13 protein-coding genes and 2 pseudogenes are annotated in these 19630 nt (G+C 70.6%); 6 read left to right on the top strand and 9 right to left on the bottom strand.

The features are described from left to right. Positions 1-112 precede the first annotated feature (112 nt). From ACF09C_RS29185 to ACF09C_RS29170, 4 genes are all read right to left on the bottom strand, one after another. Positions 113-739: a hypothetical protein gene (locus ACF09C_RS29185; protein WP_392095765.1), complete on the bottom strand. Its 627-nt coding sequence runs from the start codon at positions 737-739 to the stop codon at positions 113-115. Positions 740-853: 114 nt separating this feature from the next. Next, complete coding sequence (locus tag ACF09C_RS29180; RefSeq protein WP_392095763.1) at positions 854-2887, bottom strand: RICIN domain-containing protein; 2034 nt, start codon at positions 2885-2887, stop codon at positions 854-856. An 876-nt stretch (positions 2888-3763) separates the two neighbouring features. Continuing rightward, positions 3764-5623 carry a hypothetical protein gene (locus ACF09C_RS29175; RefSeq protein WP_392095761.1) on the bottom strand — a complete coding sequence of 620 codons (1860 nt, stop codon included), beginning with the start codon at positions 5621-5623 and terminating at the stop codon, positions 3764-3766. A 214-nt stretch (positions 5624-5837) separates the two neighbouring features. Next, a complete protein-coding gene (locus ACF09C_RS29170) occupies positions 5838-6287 on the bottom strand; it encodes a hypothetical protein (protein WP_392095759.1) in 450 nt (149 codons plus the stop codon). A 180-nt stretch (positions 6288-6467) separates the two neighbouring features. Here ACF09C_RS29170 and ACF09C_RS29165 point away from each other — a divergent pair, with 180 nt between their 5' ends. Further along, positions 6468-9470: a LodA/GoxA family CTQ-dependent oxidase gene (locus tag ACF09C_RS29165; protein WP_392095757.1), complete on the top strand. Its 3003-nt coding sequence runs from the start codon at positions 6468-6470 to the stop codon at positions 9468-9470. Further along, positions 9467-10609 (top strand): tryptophan 7-halogenase, encoded by a 1143-nt coding sequence (locus ACF09C_RS29160; RefSeq protein ID WP_392095756.1) that lies wholly within the window; start codon positions 9467-9469, stop codon positions 10607-10609. The genes ACF09C_RS29165 and ACF09C_RS29160 overlap by 4 nt, the downstream gene beginning before the upstream one ends. Positions 10610-10702: 93 nt before the next feature. On the opposite strand, the gene ACF09C_RS29155 is transcribed toward ACF09C_RS29160, so the two are convergent. After that, complete coding sequence (locus ACF09C_RS29155) at positions 10703-12829, bottom strand: SpoIIE family protein phosphatase (RefSeq protein ID WP_392095754.1); 2127 nt, start codon at positions 12827-12829, stop codon at positions 10703-10705. A 199-nt stretch (positions 12830-13028) separates the two neighbouring features. Here ACF09C_RS29155 and ACF09C_RS29150 point away from each other — a divergent pair, with 199 nt between their 5' ends. Continuing rightward, the gene (locus ACF09C_RS29150; RefSeq protein ID WP_392095752.1) at positions 13029-14270 is read left to right on the top strand and encodes a PP2C family protein-serine/threonine phosphatase; all 1242 of its coding nucleotides are present in this window, start codon (positions 13029-13031) and stop codon (positions 14268-14270) included. Between the two features lie 40 nt (positions 14271-14310). Here ACF09C_RS29150 and ACF09C_RS29145 read toward each other — a convergent pair whose 3' ends face one another. Continuing rightward, the gene (locus ACF09C_RS29145; protein ID WP_392095750.1) at positions 14311-15645 is read right to left on the bottom strand and encodes a geranylgeranyl reductase family protein; all 1335 of its coding nucleotides are present in this window, start codon (positions 15643-15645) and stop codon (positions 14311-14313) included. 69 nt (positions 15646-15714) lie between these two features. Then, a complete protein-coding gene (locus ACF09C_RS29140; protein ID WP_392095749.1) occupies positions 15715-16851 on the bottom strand; it encodes a PQQ-dependent sugar dehydrogenase in 1137 nt (378 codons plus the stop codon). 384 nt (positions 16852-17235) lie between these two features. Here ACF09C_RS29140 and ACF09C_RS29135 point away from each other — a divergent pair, with 384 nt between their 5' ends. Next, entirely contained in the window at positions 17236-17805 is a 570-nt protein-coding gene (locus ACF09C_RS29135; protein ID WP_392095747.1) for a HutD family protein, read from the top strand. A gap of 55 nt (positions 17806-17860) precedes the next feature. Then, positions 17861-18265 (top strand): FKBP-type peptidyl-prolyl cis-trans isomerase, encoded by a 405-nt coding sequence (locus tag ACF09C_RS29130; RefSeq protein WP_392095746.1) that lies wholly within the window; start codon positions 17861-17863, stop codon positions 18263-18265. Positions 18266-18343: 78 nt separating this feature from the next. On the opposite strand, the pseudogene ACF09C_RS29125 reads toward ACF09C_RS29130, so the two are convergent. Further along, a pseudogene (locus ACF09C_RS29125) lies at positions 18344-18580 on the bottom strand (phosphatidate cytidylyltransferase); the annotation flags it as partial. A gap of 1 nt (position 18581) precedes the next feature. Here ACF09C_RS29125 and ACF09C_RS29120 point away from each other — a divergent pair. Further along, positions 18582-18991, top strand: a pseudogene (locus tag ACF09C_RS29120) (lysophospholipid acyltransferase family protein); the annotation flags it as partial. A 60-nt stretch (positions 18992-19051) separates the two neighbouring features. Here the strand turns inward: ACF09C_RS29120 and ACF09C_RS29115 are convergent. Beyond that, positions 19052-19582, bottom strand: a complete 531-nt coding sequence (locus ACF09C_RS29115) for a MarR family winged helix-turn-helix transcriptional regulator (RefSeq protein ID WP_392095744.1) — start codon at positions 19580-19582, stop codon at positions 19052-19054. Between the last annotated feature and the right edge of the window lie 48 nt (positions 19583-19630).

Here is a 19630-nt window from a genome sequence, read left to right as displayed (position 1 = left end):
GGCGCCTGACCTGGGCTTTGGCCCGTCAGCCGCCTCTCGCTCGCCCTGTTGAGGGAGGGGGCCGCATCTCCCCTGGGCCGCGATCGAGCCGCACTGGCCGACCGGGGCCCGTTCAACGCCTGCGGGGCACGGTCCGCCGTACGAGCACGCCGACTGCGGCGCCGAGAAGGGCGAGCCCGGCCAGAGCGGCCACGGACCAGCCGACCGTATGGTCTTCCCGCTCGTCCGCCGGGCTCGCGGAGGGAGAGGACGGCGCGGGCGCCGACACGGACGGGACCGGAGCGGCGGTCGTCGTCGGGACCGGAGCGGACGTGGTGGGAGTCGTGTGGGGACCGGGCGGCGATGGGTCGACCACGGGGACCGAAACCTCCCCCTCTCCATGGCCGAGGGAGGGGAAGCCCACGTCGACGGTGACCTTCCACGTGCCGGGGGTGAGGACATCGGCGGTGCTCCAGCCCGTACGTGTGCCGGGGTCGCGGACCAGCGGCCACGGACCCATGGAACGAGATCCGTCGGGGCTGGTCGCGTTCACCGTGGCGGCGACGGTCTCGTCGACGGCGTCTCCGTCGTTCTCCCAGGTGATCTCGGTCGTGACATGACCGTCTCGCTGGCCGGTCACCACCACCTTGATGGTGTCGCCGTGGGCCTGGGCAGTGGTCGGCAGGGCCAGGACCTGGGCGAAGAGCATGAGCAGGAGGCCGAGGCCCGTGCCGGCGCGGAATCCGCGGTGTGTACGCATCGTTGCGGTGCTCCTGGTACGTGGGTGCGGTGCGGTGGCGCCGGTGAACGGCCGCGGTGGCCGTCCACCGGCGCCAGGTCGACCCGAAGATCGACGTCAAGATTCAGGCCGAAGTCAGGCGACCTTCTGGACTGTCCACGACTGGGTCGCACCGCCGTTGGTGCGCTGCATGTCGAGCAGCCAGCTCCCGTAGTACGGGCGGTTGCTCACCGTCAGGGCGTAGCCGCCGCTCGGGTCGGTCACGGTGATCGCTCCGTTGCGGCTGGACAGCTTCCACCGCTGCGTGGCGGCGTTGCCGCACGCCTGCTGGGCGATCCACATGCCCTGGGCCGGGGCTCCGCCTGTCTGCAGGCACTTTCCGGAGACGGCGGAGCGGATACGGACGAGGCCGCTGCCCGCGTCGTCGAACAGCCACTGCTGCTGGGCGTAGCCGGTGGCCCCCGCCCCGACGAGCACCGTGCCGTCGGCGGAGCGCCCGCCCCAGACCTCGGCGGCCATGCCGGTACCCGCGTTGCCGAGGGTGTAGCGGCTGCCGGGCGTGGTCGTGCCGCCGCTCGCGTCGGCCGTACGGAAGGAGGTCGCCTTTCCTGCCCCGCTGTCGCGGCCGGACCGGTCGCGGATCGAGACGGCGACCTTGTACTCGGTGCCGGGCCGGAGGTTGTAGATGCGCAGCGACTGCGACTGGACCCAAGTCAGGTGCCTGCCGTTCAGCAGGACCTGGTACCAGGCGGCGCCTTCGACCCGGGGCCAGCTCGCGACGGCGGCCGTGGACTGGATCTGGCCGACCTTCACGTCCGGGCCGCCGGTGGGCTGCCGGGTGGGTGTCGGCGTAGGCGTCGGGGTGGGCGTCGGGGTGGGCGTCGGGCTGGGGTTCGGGCCGGAGCCGCCCCCGGACCGCATCAGGAACTGGTTGTCGGCGATGTTCCAGTGCGTGGCCAGATAGCTGCCGGCCCTGGGGTTGGTGTGGAAGTAGTCGTCGTGATGGCAGTCCAGGATGTTCTCGGCCGCCTGGTTGGCGCACACGTACCGCATCTGGGGGTAGTACGGGGTGTCCGAGTAGCACATGACGTCGTACTCGTCCGTGCAGTGCGCGCCGCGACTGGTGTTGGGCGCGCTGTTGTTGACCGCGCCGAGATTGTGCCCCAGTTCGTGGGCCGCGGTATGGCCGCCCCAGCAGCCCGCGTCGGTGCGTCCGTAGGAGGGGCCGAAGTTGCTCTGGTTGTTCTGGCCCGGTCGTTCGTCACCCGCGAAGGTACCGATGCCACAGTAGACCTTGGCGTCCGCGAAGATCATGTACTTGCGGTCGCGCCGGTTGAGGCCCTTGTCGGCGAGCGCCCTGTTGGTGGCGCTGAACTCGGCGAGCGCGGACGCCGAAAGCTCGATGTTGAGCACGGTCGGCGTGCAGTCGGCCGCGGTCACATAGCGGATGTGCCGTACACCGCCGGTCTCCTTGGCGCTCGCCGCGTAGATGAGGTCGGCGTCGGCCGCCCACTTGCGGAACGAGGCGACGTACTCGGCGTACCGGTCGCGGTCGGGGCCGTGTACGTACACGACCTGCACGCGGTTGCCGGTGCTGCCGTCACCGTCGCACTGGACGGTCTGACCCGCGGGGCCCGCGGCGACGGCCTGACTTCCGGACGTCGCGGCCGGCTCCGGAGCCGCGGCGGCTGCGGGCCTGGCCCCGGCGGCGTCGGCGGCGGGCGCGTCCTGCGGGCGTCCGGGCGGGGGCGTCTTGGCGCGCACGGCCGGAGCCACGTCCGCCTTGATGTCCACGCCCTTGGGCGGAGCGTCGGGCCCATGGGTGCACAGTCCGGCGTCCGTACGGTAGACGCCCGTACAACGGTCGCCCTCGGCGGCCGCCTTGAGCCCGTCGTAGACCATGCCCCGCCGAGTGTCGTTGGCGGGCTTCCCGACAATGGGCTCCGGCTCCTCGTCCCTGGCCGGCACGGCGGCCGGCGCGAGGGGTGCCGTCGCGGCCCCGGCCTGCGCGGGTATGCCCCCTGCGGGCGTCCCTACCTGAGCGTCACCCCCTATGCCGGCGTAGGCGAAACCTGCCGCGATCACCGCCGCTGACGCCACGGCGACGGTGGCGAACATCAACCCCCTGGGCTTGCGTCTGTGTTCACGCTTCCTGCGATGTCTGGTCATGCGCACCTCAAATCCTTGGTCGGAGGAGTGGGTGGCGGAAGCCTGCCAGACGCGCACGGTGGAGAATTCGGGCAAACGGGAATGGCCGTCGAGATATCAGACCGTTACTTTCGCGGTCGATCTGATGAACAATCACTTTCCTTAAAAGGAAGGAGAGTTGGAGACTCGGCGTCGAAAGGTCCAGGCCTTTCCAGGGATCTCGTTATAGAATCGAGATACACGCACCGAGCCTATTGACGGCGATTCAGTTTGGGATTCACCTATTTACTACCTCGTGAATTCCCTTCGTCACCAGCCGTAAGGGATCTCGGCCCCCGTGCAGCAGCCGAAGACTCCGCCTCCGCCGCGCGCGCTCAACCTCCCGGGCACGAGGGGTGCTTCAGCAAGAAAGGGACCGGCGGCACCTACAACCTCGGCGAACGCCTCGCCCTCGGCGACTGGTAGGCACCGCCGCCGAGAGCCACACCACGGTCTGTGCTCACAGGGGCCGGGCTGCCCGCCCCGCCAGCACACCAAGAACCTCCTCGTCTCGTACTCCCCGAAGAGGCTCGGCTTCTTCTAAAGCCACGAAAAGGCGCCTGGCCTGGGCTTTTGCCCGCCAGGCGCCTCTCGCGAGCCTCACCCAAGGAGGGGTTGCGTTTACGCCGAAACTCCCACTTCATCCCACCGATGTCCCACTGCTGACCAGCGCTTCCGAACCAGTCACGGGCCAAAAACCCGGCTCAGTCCGCATTACACACGGGTGCAGCCGCTGTGGCAGAAGGTGCTACGTCAAACGGAGGGCCCAGTCCATCGGAGGGACCCTCCTCGTCATCGTGTCGGCCGGCGCTACCCTCTCGGGTTCCGTGCGCTTCGCCGCCGGGGGACGGCACGCCTTCACGGACCGAGCCGTCCCGCTCCGGTTCCCGGCGGTCCGAACGCTTGCGCCCGGGCAAGGCCTGATGGCGGCTCAGCCAACTCCCTCGTAACGGAACGAGGTCGACCGAACGGTCTCGGGGTCTCCGCTCCAGCAGAGGCCGATCCGGGCTCCCGGTGCCAGGCGTTCGGGGTCGAAAGCAAGGAAGCGGTAGTGGGTGGAGTCCACCTCGACGACCTCGACCTCGAGCGTGGTGCCGATGTGCAGGGCCGGGCCTGGATGCGATCAAGCCGGAGGGCAGGGTTCGCGGCCAGGAAGCACTCGGGGCGGAACCGCAGGGTCTTGAGCATGGTCTTGATCATGTCCGGGCGATCGAACGGGCGCGGGACACCACCCACGGAGTCGGAATCGACCCAAGCCCTGGCCCCCGTGCTGTCCTCGAGCCCCAGCCGGAACTCAGTGGCGTCCGACGGCAGTTGCCCCTCGGCGACTTCAGCGACGCGCAACCAGAGCTCGACACCACTGAAGTCCAAGGACCGTACGGACGAGCGGAAGATCCCGCCTGTCTCCTTCGGCTCCATGACCATCCCGACACTCAGCCCGAAGAAGGACTGGTTGAAGGCAGCGGGCACCTGGTCGAACGGAAACTCGTCGGCGACCATGCCTCCGGACTGCGCCGTCGGCAGCCCGAGTGAGTTGGTGCCGATGCCGTTGCCGTCCTCGTGGTCGTCAATGGTGGGGGAACCCTCGTAAGCGAAGGACAGCTGGACGAGGGAGGTGAGGACTCCGGCCGGCCGTTGCCGCCCGTCGAGGAAGACGTGCGTGCCGTGGCCGAGTAGCCGGGAGCGGAAGAAGGCCGTCCCGTAGACGTCGAGGGCGCGTTCGTGCTCGCCTCGGGAGACCACCGGCGTCGCACCCTCGTCGAAGAGCCACTGACGGTTGAAGAAGTTGTGGTTGGTGCTGTGCACGTACCGCTGGGACTTGTACGGGCTCGGCCTGGCGCGGTCGTAGAACTGCGCCCCGTTGTTGTCGCGCACATCGCCGTCCGAGGCGGGAAGGATCGTCATGAAGGCGTAGCCGTCCGGCTCGATCGTGGACATGCCGGCCCAGTAGCGGAAGTTGGTCGGTGCCAGCGCGAGCACGGCCAGGATGGTGACCCCGATCGGGGGGAGGACCGTCGGGAGGGTGACTACCGCGTCCCCGCCGCGGGAGTGGCCCATCAGGCCCAGTCGGTCGAAGTCGATCCGTTCGAAGAAGCGGGACCCCGCGTCCGCGTCGAGGGTCTGGAAGTGGCGGATGGAGTCGATGATCAGGTCGGCCCGGGCCTCGATGTTGCCGACCCCGGCCGAGCCGCCGTTGAGCGCGTTGCAGTCGACCGAGACGGCGATGATCCCCATCCGGGCGAGGCTGTCCTGGAAGTAGTCGTAGCCGAGATAGCTGGGATCGGCCGGGTCGTGGTTGCCGTGGGCGAGCACCACGATCGGCACCCGTCCCCTCCCGGCCAGCCGTGCGTTGAACGGCTGTCCCGGACCGTCGTCCTCCGCCGGGTAGCGGACGCTTCCGTGGACGGGCCCGTCGGAGTACTCGTCGGAGCCGACCGGGAACAGGTCCAGCGCCGATGGATCGTGGGTGAACGGCGGGTCCACGCAGGCCACCGTCACCTGAAGCCCGAGGTGGGCGGGGCAGGCCGGCGGCAGCGACTGGGTGACCACTACGGTGTCCCCGACCGCGACCGGCTGGCTGAGCTGGACACGGGGAGCGCTGCCGAGTCCGATCTGAACACCGTTGCGATAGACCTTGATCTGGGCGCCGGGTACGGAGCTCGTGATGGAGACGCTCTGGTCACCGCCCTGGAGCGGGCCGACGCCGGGGGCCGGCATCGCGGAGCACGGTTGGATCGTGACGTCTCCGGGCGGGCTCGGCGGGCTGGAGTCACAGAGTCGCTGAGTCGCGGTGACCGTCTCTCCGGCCGTGAACGGTGTGCCGAACGAGACGAGCAGGGCGCCGCCCCAGCATCGGTAGGTGCCGGCCGGCACGCCGTTGCGGGTGAGCGAGACCCGGGCGCCGTTGGCGATGCCGGTGATGCGTAGCTGCTCACTGCCCTCGTAACCTGGATCGATCGCCGGGGTCGGCAGCGGGGCGGGGCCGGGTTGGACGAGATGCTCGACCGAAGGCGGACTGCGGAGCGGGGTTGATCTGGGGCCGGGGAGGCCCGGCCGGGAACTCCCTCGTGTGGTCGAGGACGGTCGACGGCTGACTCCAGTCGCTCTCCAGGCCGCTCAGGCGTTGCCGGGCACGCACGGTCTGTCCGGCCACCAACGCTGCGGGGAGCGGGAGCGTCGCCCCGACCGGCTCGGGGAAGCCCACCTGCTGGGTGACCTCGACGGTCCCGTCGACCTCGATGTCGATCTCCGCATGGGGGAGGAAGTCGAACACCGTGACGGCGATGGCGCATTGGTACAGCTCGACCAGACGTGGCGGCGAGAGCAGCTTGGGATTGTCCTCCAGCTTCAGCTGGCTGATGTCCACCACTTGTTGACCCATGAACACCTCACACGCCGCCACGATGAGTAATCACTCATCACCGTACGTAACGACATCGTTGATGGCGAGCCGCCGTGCCGCCATCCGCGCGGCTTGCGTCCCGCGAGGAATATTCGGGCCGGGTTTGCTCCAGTCATGAGCAAAAGACACGGAATCGGCCGACCAACGGGAGAGCATGGCATGACGGGCACACCCACCCCACACCGGAACACCGCCACGGCCTCCACCGACTGTGCCAACGAGCCCATCGCCGGGATCCTGGCCGAGTTCGTGGGTGAGCGCATGGGGAGCAGGATCGCCCAGGGGCAGGATCCGGTCCTGCGACCGGTCTTCGTCAAATACCACGGTGCCGCCCGTGGCGTTCTCACCGTCGACCCCGATCTGCCCGTGGAACTTCGTGTCGGCTTCCTCAAGGTCGCACAGGAACGGGAAGGCGGCCTGACCGCTTGGGTCCGCTTCTCCAGCGACACCCTGCCGGACCGCACGGGCTTCCGCCGAACCGTCGGCATGGGCATCAAGCTCTTCGGGGTTCCTGGAGCCAAGCTGCTGGAAGACGAAGGCCAAGCGGACACACAGGACCTCGTGGTCCAGAACCACGACGTCTTCTTCGTCGACACCGCTCGGGACTTCTGCGAGTTCCAGCAGGATCCCGTGGCGTACCAAGACGCCCACCCTCTCACTCGCCGCATTCTCCAGGAGATGCGAAAGCACGAGGAAAGTACGCTGAAGGCCACGTACTGGGGTGTGCTGCCGTACGCGTTCGGATCCGACCGCTACGTGAAGTACAAGCTCGAGCCTGTCGTCTGCGCGCCGGGAGACCCTCAAGCGGCGCCGCCGGAAGAGGATCCCTCGTTTCTGCGCGGGGACCTGCGGCACCGTCTCTCCGCCGGTGAGGCCGCCTTCGACCTGATGGTCCAATTCCGTACGGACCCTGACCGTATGCCTCTGGACCGCGCCACCGTGCGCTGGGAGGAGACGCAGAGCGCGCCCGTCCGCGTGGCGCGACTGACCCTGCACCGGCAGGACGTCCTGGCGCGCGGCCAGGACGTCTACGGCGACAACCTCGCCTACAGCCCCTGGCACAGCCTGCCCGAACACCGGCCGATCGGCAGCGTCGCCGAGGCGCGCAGAGTCGTGTACCGGGCGTCGGCGGCACGGCGGCGCGACGCCAACGGCATTCCGGCGACCGAACCCGGTCCCGCACGGCCGACGTCTGTCGAACCGCACGGGCGGGACACCCGGATCGTACGGGCCGCTGTCCACCCCGCGATCGGTATCGCCCGGATCGGCGACAGCTCCGACGAGTTCTTCTTCGCCCCCGAGGTCGACGATCCCCCGCCACTGCCCACCGGCACCTACAAGGACGCGACGGGAGCCATCAAGCGTCAAGCCGCGCGCTTTCGTGTCTACGGCTACAACGCGGCGGGTGAGCCGGTCGCCGAGCTGACGGCGGACAACGCCGACCTGCGCTGGACCGTGCATGTGGCCAACAAGAAGGCCGCCTGGTACCAGTTCCAACTGGCCCTGGACATCCCCGAGGCGGCCCAGGCGGAGCCGAGTTCACTGCGCAACGCCATGGTGACCGGCCCGGAGGAGCGCGGCAAGCTGGTCATCGACCCCGGTCCGAGGTCGATCCGTGGCCGGGACCGGGCAGGACGACCGGAGCACCGGTTCGACACGGGCTCATTCCTGGGGAAGCGCGTCTACCTGGGTGAGCTGCGCACCGACGGCGCCGGCCGGCTGATCTTCCTCGGGGGGCGTGGTGCCTCTGCCTCCAAGGACCACACCCAGGCCACGCATTTCGCCAACAACAACGGCTGGCACGACGACATCTCCGACGGACCGGTGACCGCGCAGGTCCGCATCGACGGCCGCGTCGTACCAGTCGATCCGGCCTGGGTGGTGGTGGCGCCGCCGAACTTCGCGCCGGAGCTCAAGTCCGTGCGCACGATGTACGACCTGATGCGCGACACCTTCGTGACCGTGGGCATGCTGCCCACCCCGCACCGCGTCTCGTTCACCCGCGACGTCCTGCCCATCCTGCGGCGCATGTGCGACCTGCAGTGGGTCAACCGTGGAATCGCGGCCCAGTTCGGACACGGCGGACGCGAACACCTTCTGGCTCCCGAGCGGCTCGCCAGGCTCGCCGATCCCGGACCGCGCCACGCAGAGCTGCGCCATCAGATCTGGGCCACGATGCGGGACCCCGACCGTGACGGCCTGTCCCCCGTACCGTGGCCACCGCTCTACGGCGACGCGATGAGCGTGCGGCCCACGTCCACGCGGCAGCATCTGACGCTGACTTCGGTGCAGTACGCGTTGCTGGCCCGCTGGGCGGACGGGAACTTCGACGCCGACTACGATCCGGAGGCGGTGGCCCCCTCCAGCCTTGAGGACGTTCCGCTCGTGGAACGCCCCGGGACGCTCGACCGGGCTGCCCTTTCCTTCTGTCTGGCCGATGCCTTCCATCCCGGCTGCGAACTCTCCTGGCCCATGCGCCACTCCACCATGTACTCCGCTCCGTTCCGGCTGCGGCATCGCGACCACAGCCAGCCCGAACCGGCGTACGGCAGTGTGCTCACCCCCCAGACGGCGCTCGCGGTCGACGGTCCGCTGTACGCGCAGGGGCCGGGTGATCTGACCCGCTGGATGGCCGTGCCCTGGCAGACGGACACCGCCCGTTGCCGATCCGGGTACTACCTCGGCTTCGGTCCGCGGTACGACCCGTATCTCCCCACCTTCTGGCCCGCGCGGGTCCCCAATCATGTGCTGACCCAGGAGGACTACGACAAGGCCGTCGACCCCGACCTGACCCCCGAGGAACGTCAGACGGCTTTCGAACGCCGGGCCGTCTGGGACCGGTGGCTGCCCGCCGACCGCATCGAGCAGATGAACGCCATGGTCAAGGACTTCGGCAGACTCGGCCTCGTGGAACGGCGCGCAGCACCAGGCGCCGATCCGGACCTGCCTGCGACGATGCTGGTGGAGTCCGAGGTGGGCTTCCGCTCCGAGCAGCCCCCGCCCCTTCTGCGGAATCTGCGGTGCCTGCACGTACCGGAGGCCGCCGACCACGAGCTGAGCGACGCCGCCGTGGCCGCCGCGATCGCCCAGACGGACGCGCCGGACGAGGAGGTGATGGCGGGCTACTTCGAGAAGGTCGTACGCTTCCCGGACGCACGGTGACCGCGACGACCGACGCGACCACGGTGACCGAGCGCGTCGAGGCGGTCGTGGCGGGAGGCGGTCCGGCAGGCGCCGTGGCGGCCCTCGTACTGGCGCGGGCGGGCCGGCGCGTCCTCCTTGTCGACAGGCGTACGGGAGAGTCGGCGACGGCCGCGTTCAAGGTCGGGGAGACGCTGCCTCCCGCGGCCCGGCCGTTGCTGCACGATCTGGGCCTGTGGCCGGCCTTCGCCGCCGATGCCCACCTCCGCTGCCCGGGCACGTGTGCGTCCTGGGGGTCGGAGGCACTTCACGGCCGAAGTCACCTCTACGACCCGCACGGACACGGCTGGCATCTCGACCGGATCCGGTTCGACACTTTCCTGCGCGATGCCGCGGTCGCGGCTGGTGCCCGGCTGCGAGAGGCCGACGTCGTGTCGCGGAATGTCACCGACGCCGGAGAGCGGCGCCTGCTGGTCCGTGAACAGGGTCGCCTGAAGGAGGTGTCCTGCGACTGGGTCGTGGACGCCACCGGACGCCGTGCGGTGATCGGTCGCCGCCTCGCTCATCGCAGCAGGCAGGACCGGCTGGTGGCCGTGTTCGCCCTGTTCAGCCGTCGCCTGCCCGGCCGTGCAGGCGACGACAGCGAGCTCAGGACGCTGGTCGAGGCGGCGCCCAACGGCTGGTGGTACACCGCCAGGGTGCCTGCCGGACGGGTGGTCGCCCATCTGACCGACGTCGATCTCGCCGACACCGTTCTGCGCACCGCCGAGGGGTTCCTCGGCGAAGTCGCACGCACCCGCCACATCCGCGCTCGCGTCGACGGCTACGACCCCGCCCACGCCCCGCCCCCGCACTGGACCGCTGCGCACGGACTGCGGCTGTCCCCGCCCGCAGGCCCTGGATGGCTGGCCACGGGAGACGCCGCCATCGCTTTCGACCCGCTCTCTTCCCAGGGCATCCTGACGGCCCTTCACACAGGAGCGGCCGCCGGCGCAACGGTGGACCGGTGCCTGGCCGACGCAACGGACTCCCTCGCGGCCTACGGCGCGTTCCTGGACCGCATTGCGAACGCCTACCAGCGCAATCGAACCGAGGCCTATAGCCAGGAGCAGCGCTGGCGTGGGCACGCTTTCTGGCGCCGTCGTCAGAGCTGGGCGTGACGAGGCAGAGCCGACGCATCCTCAGCCGCCCTTGCGCGCAGGGCCCTGGGTGGTCGGAGCACCGCGGACCGCTGTCCCGCGTACGGTCGGAACTCACGCCTCGGCAGCGGGGGCGGGCCCGAGGGGCGGAGGCGTTGCGAGGGTGCGTGCCGCCCAGAGGGTCTTGCCTCGTCCTGAGGGCCTCACGCCCCAGCGCTGGGTGAGGTGGGCGGTGATGAACAGACCCCGGCCGTTCTCGTCCGTGCCGAGGGCGCGGCGAAGGTGCGGACTGGCGCTGCTGTCGTCGGTGACCTCGCACACGAGCGTGCCGTCGCGGATGAGGCGCAACTGGATCGGCCCCTTCGCGTAGCGCACGGAGTTGGTGACCAGCTCACTGACGACGAGGGCGGTGTCGTCGATGACGTCCTGGGCCAGTCCCCATGCCGCGAGTTGGTCCACGGCTCTCCTGCGCGCCTGCCCGGCGCTCTCCGGGCTGTTGGGAAACGTCCACGCCTTCGTCCGGGAGTCGCCCAACGTACGGGTGCGGGCCAGCAACAGATAGGCGTCGCGAAGCGGCCGCTCGGTCGTGAGGGCCTCGGCAGACCTGTCGCACGCGGCCTGAAGCGAGGGCTGCGGTTCGGCGAACAGCTCGGTCAGCCGGCTCAGGAGCGACTCACGGCCGCCGGCCGCGGCCAGCAGAGCGGTGTTGCAGATCAGCAGGGTGCTCCCTTCGGGCAGGACGCGCTCCGTGAGCGCGTACTCCGCGAGGCCCTGCCCGAGAGGTGGTCCGGCCGCGACATCCAGCAGTTCGACGGCGCCGCCCGGATGCACCAGAACCGGTGACGGGTGTCCCGCGCTCGCCGCGGTGCACAGGCGGGTGACCGGATCGTAGACGAGGCAGAGGCAGGTGGCGGGCGTTCCGTCACCGGTTTCGGGTGCGGCCGTGTCCGGCGGGGTGTTCGGGCGACTGGCGAGGTCGTGAAGGCGCTGGAGGATGTCGTCCGGCGGCAGGTCGAGGTCGGCCAGCGCCTCGATCGCCGCGCGAAGCTCGCTCATCGCCGCCGGACACGACGTCCCGGACGTGGTGTCTCCGGCCACGAGGGCGACCCTGGACCCGGACAGGGAGATGGCGTCGGACCAGCCGCCGCCCGTGCCGACGGGCAGGTGGGTGCGGGCGAGTTCGACGGCCGTCACGACGGATGCCTGTGCCTGGGCGAATCCACCGGAGAGAACGCGGGCGGCCGAGCGCTCACGCCCGTAGAGGCGAGCGTTGTCCAGGCACTGGCCCGCGAGCAGGGTGAGCTGCTGCGCGAGCCTCAGGTGCCGGTCGTCGAACGGCGCCGGTTCGCGCCAGCGGTAGAAACAGGCCAGGCCGAGCACCACACCCCGCGCTCGGATCGGAACCAGCAGCATGGAATGCGCCCCCGCGCTCAGGATCCGGGCATGCCGCCGGCGTCGCGGATCGAGCCAGGGGGCGTCCGGGCGCAGTCGCCGGATCAGCTTCGGGGCCAGGGTGTCCAGGGCGGTTCGGTACGGCGTGCCGGGTGGGTACACGTCCACCTCGCCGACGGCGGGGACGCCCTGCTGGTCCGGTCCGGCGACCGAGCGGTATCCCACGCGTCGAACGGTCTGATCCCGTTCGAGGGCGTCCGCGAGGGGAGCCCGGCCGCACAGGACCACGTCGTAGACGTCGACGGTCACGGTGTCGGCCAGAGCCGGTGAGACGACCTCGCAGAACTCGGCCGCCGTACGGAAGATGTCGAGCGTCGTCCCGATCCGCGCGGCCGCCTCGTTCTGCAGGCGCACCTCCGCTTCGGCCCGCACCCGGGCGGTGATGTCGGTCAGCGCGGCGGCCAGCCCCAGCACGGTGCCGTCGGCCCGCTGCAGGCGGAACGCTGACGCCGAGGTGACGGTCTCGACCGGAGGGACACTGCGGTCGCGGAACCGGATGGTCATGTCGAGCTCGGGCACGCCGGTCTCCAGCACCCGGTGAACGGCCCGTTCCACGGCCGCGGGGTCGGTGATGTCGAAGGTCCGCAGGATCTCCGGCAGCGTAAGGCCGAGCAACTGGTCGAACGGGAACCCCGGCATCAGCCGGGCCGCCGTGTTCACCCGTACCAGACGCAGCTCCTGGTCGTACACGTGCAGGCCCATGGGCGACTGGGAGAAGAGCGCGTCCAGTACAGCGCGCTCCAGCCCCTCGGGGGCGGACCGGCTGTCCGGGTGATCTTCACCAGCCACTGTGTGAACGCCCATTTCGACGAGACGGGTGGACCGCGCTGCCTCCCATGCAACGCCCACCCCACCGACCCGGCCACCGCAGTGGAGTGGCCGGGTGACGGCGGCCGGTCCCGCCGGACGGGCTGCTGAGGCGCGGTCGGTCGGAGCGCTACGTACGCTGGACGGAGGGGGCCCTCTCAGAACGAGGATCGGAAGGTCTGTGAGGCCGGAGATCGACCACGGTGCGTTGTTCGCCGCGACGCCCAGCCCGTATCTGGTGCTGGCACCGGATCTGGTGATCGTGGATGTCAACGAGGCGTACCTGCGGGCGACCGGCCGCACCCGGGAGGATCTGCTCGGGCAGCACGTCTTCGACGCGTTCCCCGACAATCCCGCCGACCCGGGCGCGGACGGGGTGAGGAACCTCGGGGCGTCGCTGGGGCGGGTGCTGGCCACCGGTGAGGCCGACACCATGGCGGTGCAGAAGTACGACATCCCCGTCGCCTCGCAGCCCGGTGTGTTCGAGGAACGCTGGTGGTCCCCCGTGAACACCCCGGTCAAGAACGCGGACGGGCGGGTCGCGTGGATCATCCACCGCGTGGAGGACGTGACGGCGTTCATGCGCTCCCGCCGGTTCCGGGGCCGGAACGAGGGGCGCCGGACCACGGAGCGCGAGGGGATGGAGGCCGAGCTGTATGCCCGCTCGCGGGAGCTGCAGCGGCTGAACGAGCAGCTGCGGGCGGCGCACGCCCGGGAGCGGGAGGTCGCCGTCACCTTGCAGGAGGCGATGCTGCACTCCCCGGATCTGGCTCGGCACAGTGACGTGGCGGTGCGCTATCTACCGGCTGTCGGTTCGCTCAACGTGTGCGGCGACTGGTACGACGCCGTCGACCTGGCCGAGGGGCGGTTCACCGTCGCCGTGGGCGACGTCGTCGGGCACGGGCTTGAGGCTGCCACCGTCATGGGCATGCTCCGCAGCGCGCTGTCCGCGGCCAGTCGGGCGGTGGCCGGGCCGGCCGGGGCCCTGGAAGTGCTGGGCATGTACGCCCGCTCCGTGGACGGCGCGCTGGCCGCGACCGCGGTCAGCGTGCTCGTGGACACCCGCTCCAAGCTGCTCGTCTACTCCAGTGCGGGGCACCCTCCGCCGGTGCTGCTGCACGCGGACGGCACGTGTGAGCTGTTGGACCAGGCCACCGACCCGCCACTGGGAGCCCGACCCGAGCACGTTCCCCGGCCGCAGGCCGGCACCCCGTACCGCGCGGGTGACACCCTCGTCCTCTACACCGACGGGCTGATCGAACGCCGCGAGGAGGACATCGACACCAGCCTGGACCGGCTCACCACCGCCCTGGGCGACCTCGCCGACCTCGGCCCGGATCAGCTGGCCGACGCGCTGCTCGTGCGCCTCGGCGTCGCCAGCGGAGCCCGCGACGACATCGCCCTCGTCATCGTCCGCGTCTGAGCCCCGGGAGCGCCGGAGTCCGGGGGCGCCGGCGAGCGGTCTACATCCGTGGAGCGGGGACGAGGCGCAGCAGCCCGTGGAGGACTGCGTCGATGGTGTCCTGTGCTGGCTCATCGGTCACATGGGTGAGCAGGCGGGCCAGGGTGCGCAGCACGTGGGGTGAGGCCATCACACGGGGGTGCAGGACGGGCCGGAAGCCGTAGCGCGAGAAGACCAGATCCCCGGCGAGGTTGCCCAGCCGGTAGTAGCGCGCCCATAGGCGCCGGATCTCGGCCGGGTACTGGTGCAACGCGTGTTCCCGGCGCGGTCCGGCCGGGCGGACCAGTGCCAGGGCGATGATGTCCGCCGCCACCTCGGCGGCCTCCATGGCCTGCGCGATGCCCTCGCCGCTCCACGGACTGACCATGCCGGCGCTGTCGCCCACGAGCAGCACGCCCCGTCGGTACTGCGGGCGTCGGTTCAGTCCCATCGGCAGCGGCGCGCTGCGCAGGGGCGAGTCGGCGGTCTCTTCGTCCAGCCCCCAGTCCGCGGGCAGGCGGGGCAGCCAGTGGTCCAGTGCCGCTCGCAGGTCCACCGGCCTGCGCCGCCGTCCCTGCGGCAGGACACCGAGGCCCACGTTGACACGCCCGTCCCCCAGGGGGAACACCCATCCGTATCCGGGCAGATCCCGTCCGGTGCGAGGACAGCGCAGGTCTGCCCAGAGTTCCAGGTAGGGGTCGTGCGTACGGGCCTCACTGCGGTAGTACCGGCGGGCAGCGGCCGCGACGGGCCTCGTGTCGTCTCGTTCGAACCCCAGGCCGAGAGTCGTGCGCGCCGAGGCGCCGTCGGCGGCGATCACCAACGGCGCCCGGTAGCGGACCGGCTCTTTCTCCGGTCCGCGGGAGGCGGACACGCCGATGACGTGCCCTGCCCGGTCGGTCAGCGGGCCCGTCACCTTCACGTGGGTACGGAGGCGCGCTCCGGTGGCGCGGGCGTGAGCGGCGAGCAGGTCGTCGAAGTCGTGCCGGCTGCGGGTGAGTCCGAAATCGGGCAGGGCACCCAGACGCGGCCAGTCGATCTCCGCCTGGTGGCCGCCGCAGACCCAGCGCATGCCCTTGTTGCGCATCCACCCCGGTGCGTCGATGTCGATGCCCATCCGCACCAACTGGTACACGCTGCGCGGTGTCAGCCCGTCGCCACACACCTTCTCCCGGGGGAAACCGGACTTCTCCAGGAGCAGCACGTCCACACCCGCTCGCGCGAGGTGCACCGCGGCGGCGGAACCCGCCGGCCCCGCCCCCACCACGATGACCTGTGCCTCTTCGTCACCGGCGCCTTCAGGACCCGACCTGCCGGCGTCGCGGCCGTCGCCGGCCTCGCCACTTTTGGTGATCACCCCAGCACTATGCCCAGGGTGGGAGTCGGTGGAACGCGCGGCACGGCCGAACCGGCACGGCGCGGGACGTCACGCCGGGTCGATGCGGGCGATGGTGCCGCCCTGCGCCAGCACGTACAACTCGCCCTTGCGGCCCTGCACGAACGAGACGACCTCGCCGGCGTTGACGACGAGGTCGTTCACCGCGGTCACCGTGCCGTTCTTCATCGTGAGCGAGCGGAGGGTGCCGTCGCAGTAGTCGCTGAACACGTACTGGCCCTTCAGGGCCGGGATCGCGTCCCCTCGATAGACGAATCCACCGGTCACCACGCACCCGAGGCCGCCGCGGGCGTACTCGTGGACCGGGCGCACATGGTTCGCCGGCTCCGTGCCGCCCCGGAAGGGATGGTTGCCCTCCATCTGGGACCAGCCGTAGTTCTCGCCGCCCTTGTCGCGCGCCGGTGCCCAGTCGATCTCCTCCCAGTCGTTCTGGCCGACGTCGCCGATGAGCAGGTCGCCGGTGCTCGCGTCGAAGGAGAACCGCCAGGGGTTGCGCAGCCCGTAGGCCCAGATCTCGTCCTTCGCGTTCGGGTCGTTCACGAACGGGTTGTCCGCAGGAATCGCGTACGGCGTTCCGCCGCGCGGGTCGATCCGCAGCATTTTGCCGAGCAGCGTGTCGAGGTTCTGTCCGTTGCCGTGCGGGTCGCCGCCCGCGCCGCCGTCGCCGAACGCGATGTAGAGGTATCCGTCGGGCCCGAACTTGATGTCGCCGCCGTTGTGGTTCGAGTACGGCTGCGTCTGTGTGAGGACCGTGCGCCGGGTGTCCGGCCGCAGCTTGCCGTTCCGTACGGCGAACTCGTCGATGGTGCTGGTGCCTTCGAGATTCGTGTACGAGATGTAGAAGTGCGCGCGTGCGTTGTCGAACGCGATGCCGAGGAGGCCGCGTTCACCGTCGGTGGTGGTTTCGGCGGAGATGTCGAGCACGGGCTCGCCGAGCCCTTGGTCGCCCAACACCCGGACCGTGCCGGCCCGCTCGGCGATCCAGACCTTGCCGCCGGGACCGGCGGCCCCCGCGATCGGGTTCTGTGCCGTGGCCACCTTCGTGAGCGCGATCTTGGTGACCTTGTGCCGGGGTGCGCGGTCTTCTGCGGACGCGGTGCTCAGGGCGAGGGAGGCGACGAGGCAGACGGCGCCGATGATCGCCGAGCTTGTCGTGCGAACTTTCACCGTGATCCTCCTGGAGGCGGCGAACGGGGGCACCCGGCTGCTCGAGGCGGTGGTGAGTCGGCGTGGCCCGTGCCAGCGCACAACCGGGGTGGGGGGAAGTCCGTACCACTGGCCACGGACGAGACTACTGGGACCTGAGCAATTGGTATAGGCCAAGCACGTGCGAGGGAATGACGGAGTGGAGGTGGCGGGCAGCCCCGTCAGCGAGGCGGACGGGAGCCTCTGGGTGTTGCGGGGTGCGGCATCGCGCTCACATGGCACCGGGACGTACGACGGCCGGCCGCCACCACGCCGCGGTCGGCGGCTACGGCGCACACGCGCGGCCGAGGTCGCCCACGCACATATGATCCACACGCGTACCGCACACCCCCAGGGAGCCCGCACGTGCACCACTTCGATGTCGAGACACTGCCGGTCAGCCCGTGGCGCAACGGCGGGGGCGCGACCAGGGAGATCGCCGCGTGGCCGGCGGGCACGGAGGAGTTCGGATGGCGCGCGAGCGTCGCCGACATCGACCGGGACGGACCGTTCTCGGCGTTCCCGGGCATCGACCGGACACTCACCCTGCTCACAGGCGACGGCGTGCGGCTCACCTGCCCCGGCGTGTTCGACCGGCTGGTGGCGCGCGCGGGCGAGCCGTTCGCGTTCTCCGGCGACGACGAGCCGGCCGCCGAACTGCCCGGCGGCGCGTGCCGGGTACTCAACATCATGGTGCGGCGCGGCCGCTGGACCATCCGCGTGGACCAGGTCGCCGGCCCAGTCGTGCCACCCGCCGGGCACGCCGGGGTGCTCCATGTGCTGCACGGCCGCTGGCGGACGAGCACGGACGGGCGTGTCCTGACGGCCGGCCAGGGCCTGTGGTGGGACCGGGACGACAGCGCGCCGGGCGGAGCGGCCGCGCCGCTCTCACCCGACGGCGCCGCCCTGTGGGCTGACATCGCGCCGACGGGATGACCACGCGGGTGCGGGGAGCAGGCGGACTTCCCCGTCACCGCGTGATGAGGCAGCAATGGGAGAACTGACGAAGCCCGAGGTCGTCGCTCCGCACGGTGACGCTCCTACCGAGTTGACCGTCCGGGACCTGGTCGTCGGGGACGGGGCCGAGGTGAAGCCGGGCATGGTGGTCAGGGTCCACTACGTCGGGGTGGCCTTCGAGTCGGGCAAGGAGTTCGACGCCTCCTGGGACCGAGGTGAGCCGTTCACGTTCGCCCTGGGCAGCGGCCGGGTCATCAAGGGCTGGGACCGGGGGGTGAGGGGGATGAAGGGCGGCGGCCGGCGCGAGATCATCGTTCCCCCGCGTCTCGGCTACGGCAATCAGTCACCCTCGCCACTGATCCCGGCCGGCTCGCCCCTGGTCTTCGTGGTGGATCTGCTGGACTCGTATTCCAGCACGGCCGGGTGGAGCAACACCTAGTTTTTTTCTAGGGTGTGTCTCGCCGATCATGCCGGGCCCTTCGCCGCATCTCCGGTTTCCGCCTCCACGGCGTGGGACTCAGCCCAGCACCAGCAGCACCGCCAGGGCGACGAGGAGGGAGTCGATTCGGTCCAGGAGACCGCCCGCCCCGGCCAGCCAACTACCCGCGTCCTTCGCGCGGGCACCCCGCTTGACCTTCGATTCCAGCAGGTCGCCGAATGGCCCACCGACCGCCACCGCCAGCGCCGTCCGCCACGTCAGGGAGGACAGGACGGCGAGCGCGCAGAGGCCGGCCGCCGCCTCGGCCAGAGTGCCGAGCATCGTCGTCGCGAACTACACCTCGCTCGCCGACCCGGCGATCGTCCTCACCGCGCTGCACCGCCTCGGCATCGAGCCGGTCGTCGCCGCCATGGCCGGCCTGTGGCGCATCCCGTGGCTGGGCCGGGCGCTCACCCGCGAGGGCCATATCCCGGTGTACCGCAACAGTGCCCGCGCCGCCGACGCCCTCGACCTCGCCGCCGAGGCCCTGCGCGCCGGGCGGCTCGTCCTCATCTACGGCGAAGGCGGCCTGTCCACCCGCAGGAACGCGGCGAAGAGCCGCCGGAAGCCTTCCGCACCGGCATCGCCCGGCTGTCGCTCCGTACCGGCGCGCCCGTCGTGCCGGTCGGCCAGGCAGGCACGCACCGGGTGGTCTCGGGTGGTACGGCCAAGCAGCTCGCCGGCCTCCCGTGACCACCGCGTGGCGCAAGTCCCTGATTGCTTGACCCACCACCTGCCACCGCGGGCTCACTGGGCCTGGGGCTCGTCCGAGGCCAGGATGGACGTCTCCAGCTTGCCCAGGAGGCGGGCGATCTGGCGACGCTCGGCCGGTGACAGGCCCGCGAGCATCCTGCGTTCGTTGTCGAGGTGCTCGGCGAAGACGGCGTCCACCGTCGCCAGGCCCTTGTCGGTGAGACGGGAGTAAACGATCCTGCGGTCGTCGGCGTCGCGTTCGCGGACGATCAGGCCGTCCTTCTCCAGCCGGTCGATCCGCAGGGTCACGCCGGCCGAGGAGACGAGGCCGGAGTCGGCGAGCTGTCCCGCGGTGAGCCGGTAGGGCTCGCCCGCCCGTCGCAGGGCGGTGAGCACGTCGAAGCCGGCCACCGACAGGCCGTGCCGCTCGATGGAGGTGGTGAGCCGGGTGCTGTAGCGGAGGAAGGAGCGGTGCAGCCGGGCCAGTACTTCGAGCGGGCTCGTGTCCAGGTCCGGGCGTTCGCGCGCCCAGTCCTCGATCACCTTCGCCACGGCGTCCTGGTCCGCCGACTTCGATGCAGCCATCCCCAGCCCCTCGTGCGAGTTCTCACGGTGCTGAGAATCTTACCCCTG

It is taken from the genome of Streptomyces sp. NPDC014870, assembly GCF_043081505.1.
Taxonomy (GTDB): Bacteria; Actinomycetota; Actinomycetes; order Streptomycetales; family Streptomycetaceae; genus Streptomyces.
Note: the sequence above shows the minus strand (reverse complement) of the source record. Positions and strands in the feature narration are given on the sequence as shown.

Excerpts from the sequence above, each read along its gene's own strand:
- ACF09C_RS29180 (WP_392095763.1), bottom strand. The coding sequence starts at position 2,887 with ATGACCAGACATCGCAGGAAGCGTGAACACAGACGCAAGCCCAGGGGG.
- ACF09C_RS29170 (WP_392095759.1), bottom strand. The coding sequence starts at position 6,287 with ATGGGTCAACAAGTGGTGGACATCAGCCAGCTGAAGCTGGAGGACAAT.
- ACF09C_RS29185 (WP_392095765.1), bottom strand. The coding sequence starts at position 739 with ATGCGTACACACCGCGGATTCCGCGCCGGCACGGGCCTCGGCCTCCTG.
- ACF09C_RS29175 (WP_392095761.1), bottom strand. The coding sequence starts at position 5,623 with ATGCCGGCCCCCGGCGTCGGCCCGCTCCAGGGCGGTGACCAGAGCGTC.
- ACF09C_RS29165 (WP_392095757.1), top strand. The coding sequence starts at position 6,468 with ATGACGGGCACACCCACCCCACACCGGAACACCGCCACGGCCTCCACC.
- ACF09C_RS29115 (WP_392095744.1), bottom strand. The coding sequence starts at position 19,582 with ATGGCTGCATCGAAGTCGGCGGACCAGGACGCCGTGGCGAAGGTGATC.
- ACF09C_RS29130 (WP_392095746.1), top strand. The coding sequence starts at position 17,861 with ATGGGAGAACTGACGAAGCCCGAGGTCGTCGCTCCGCACGGTGACGCT.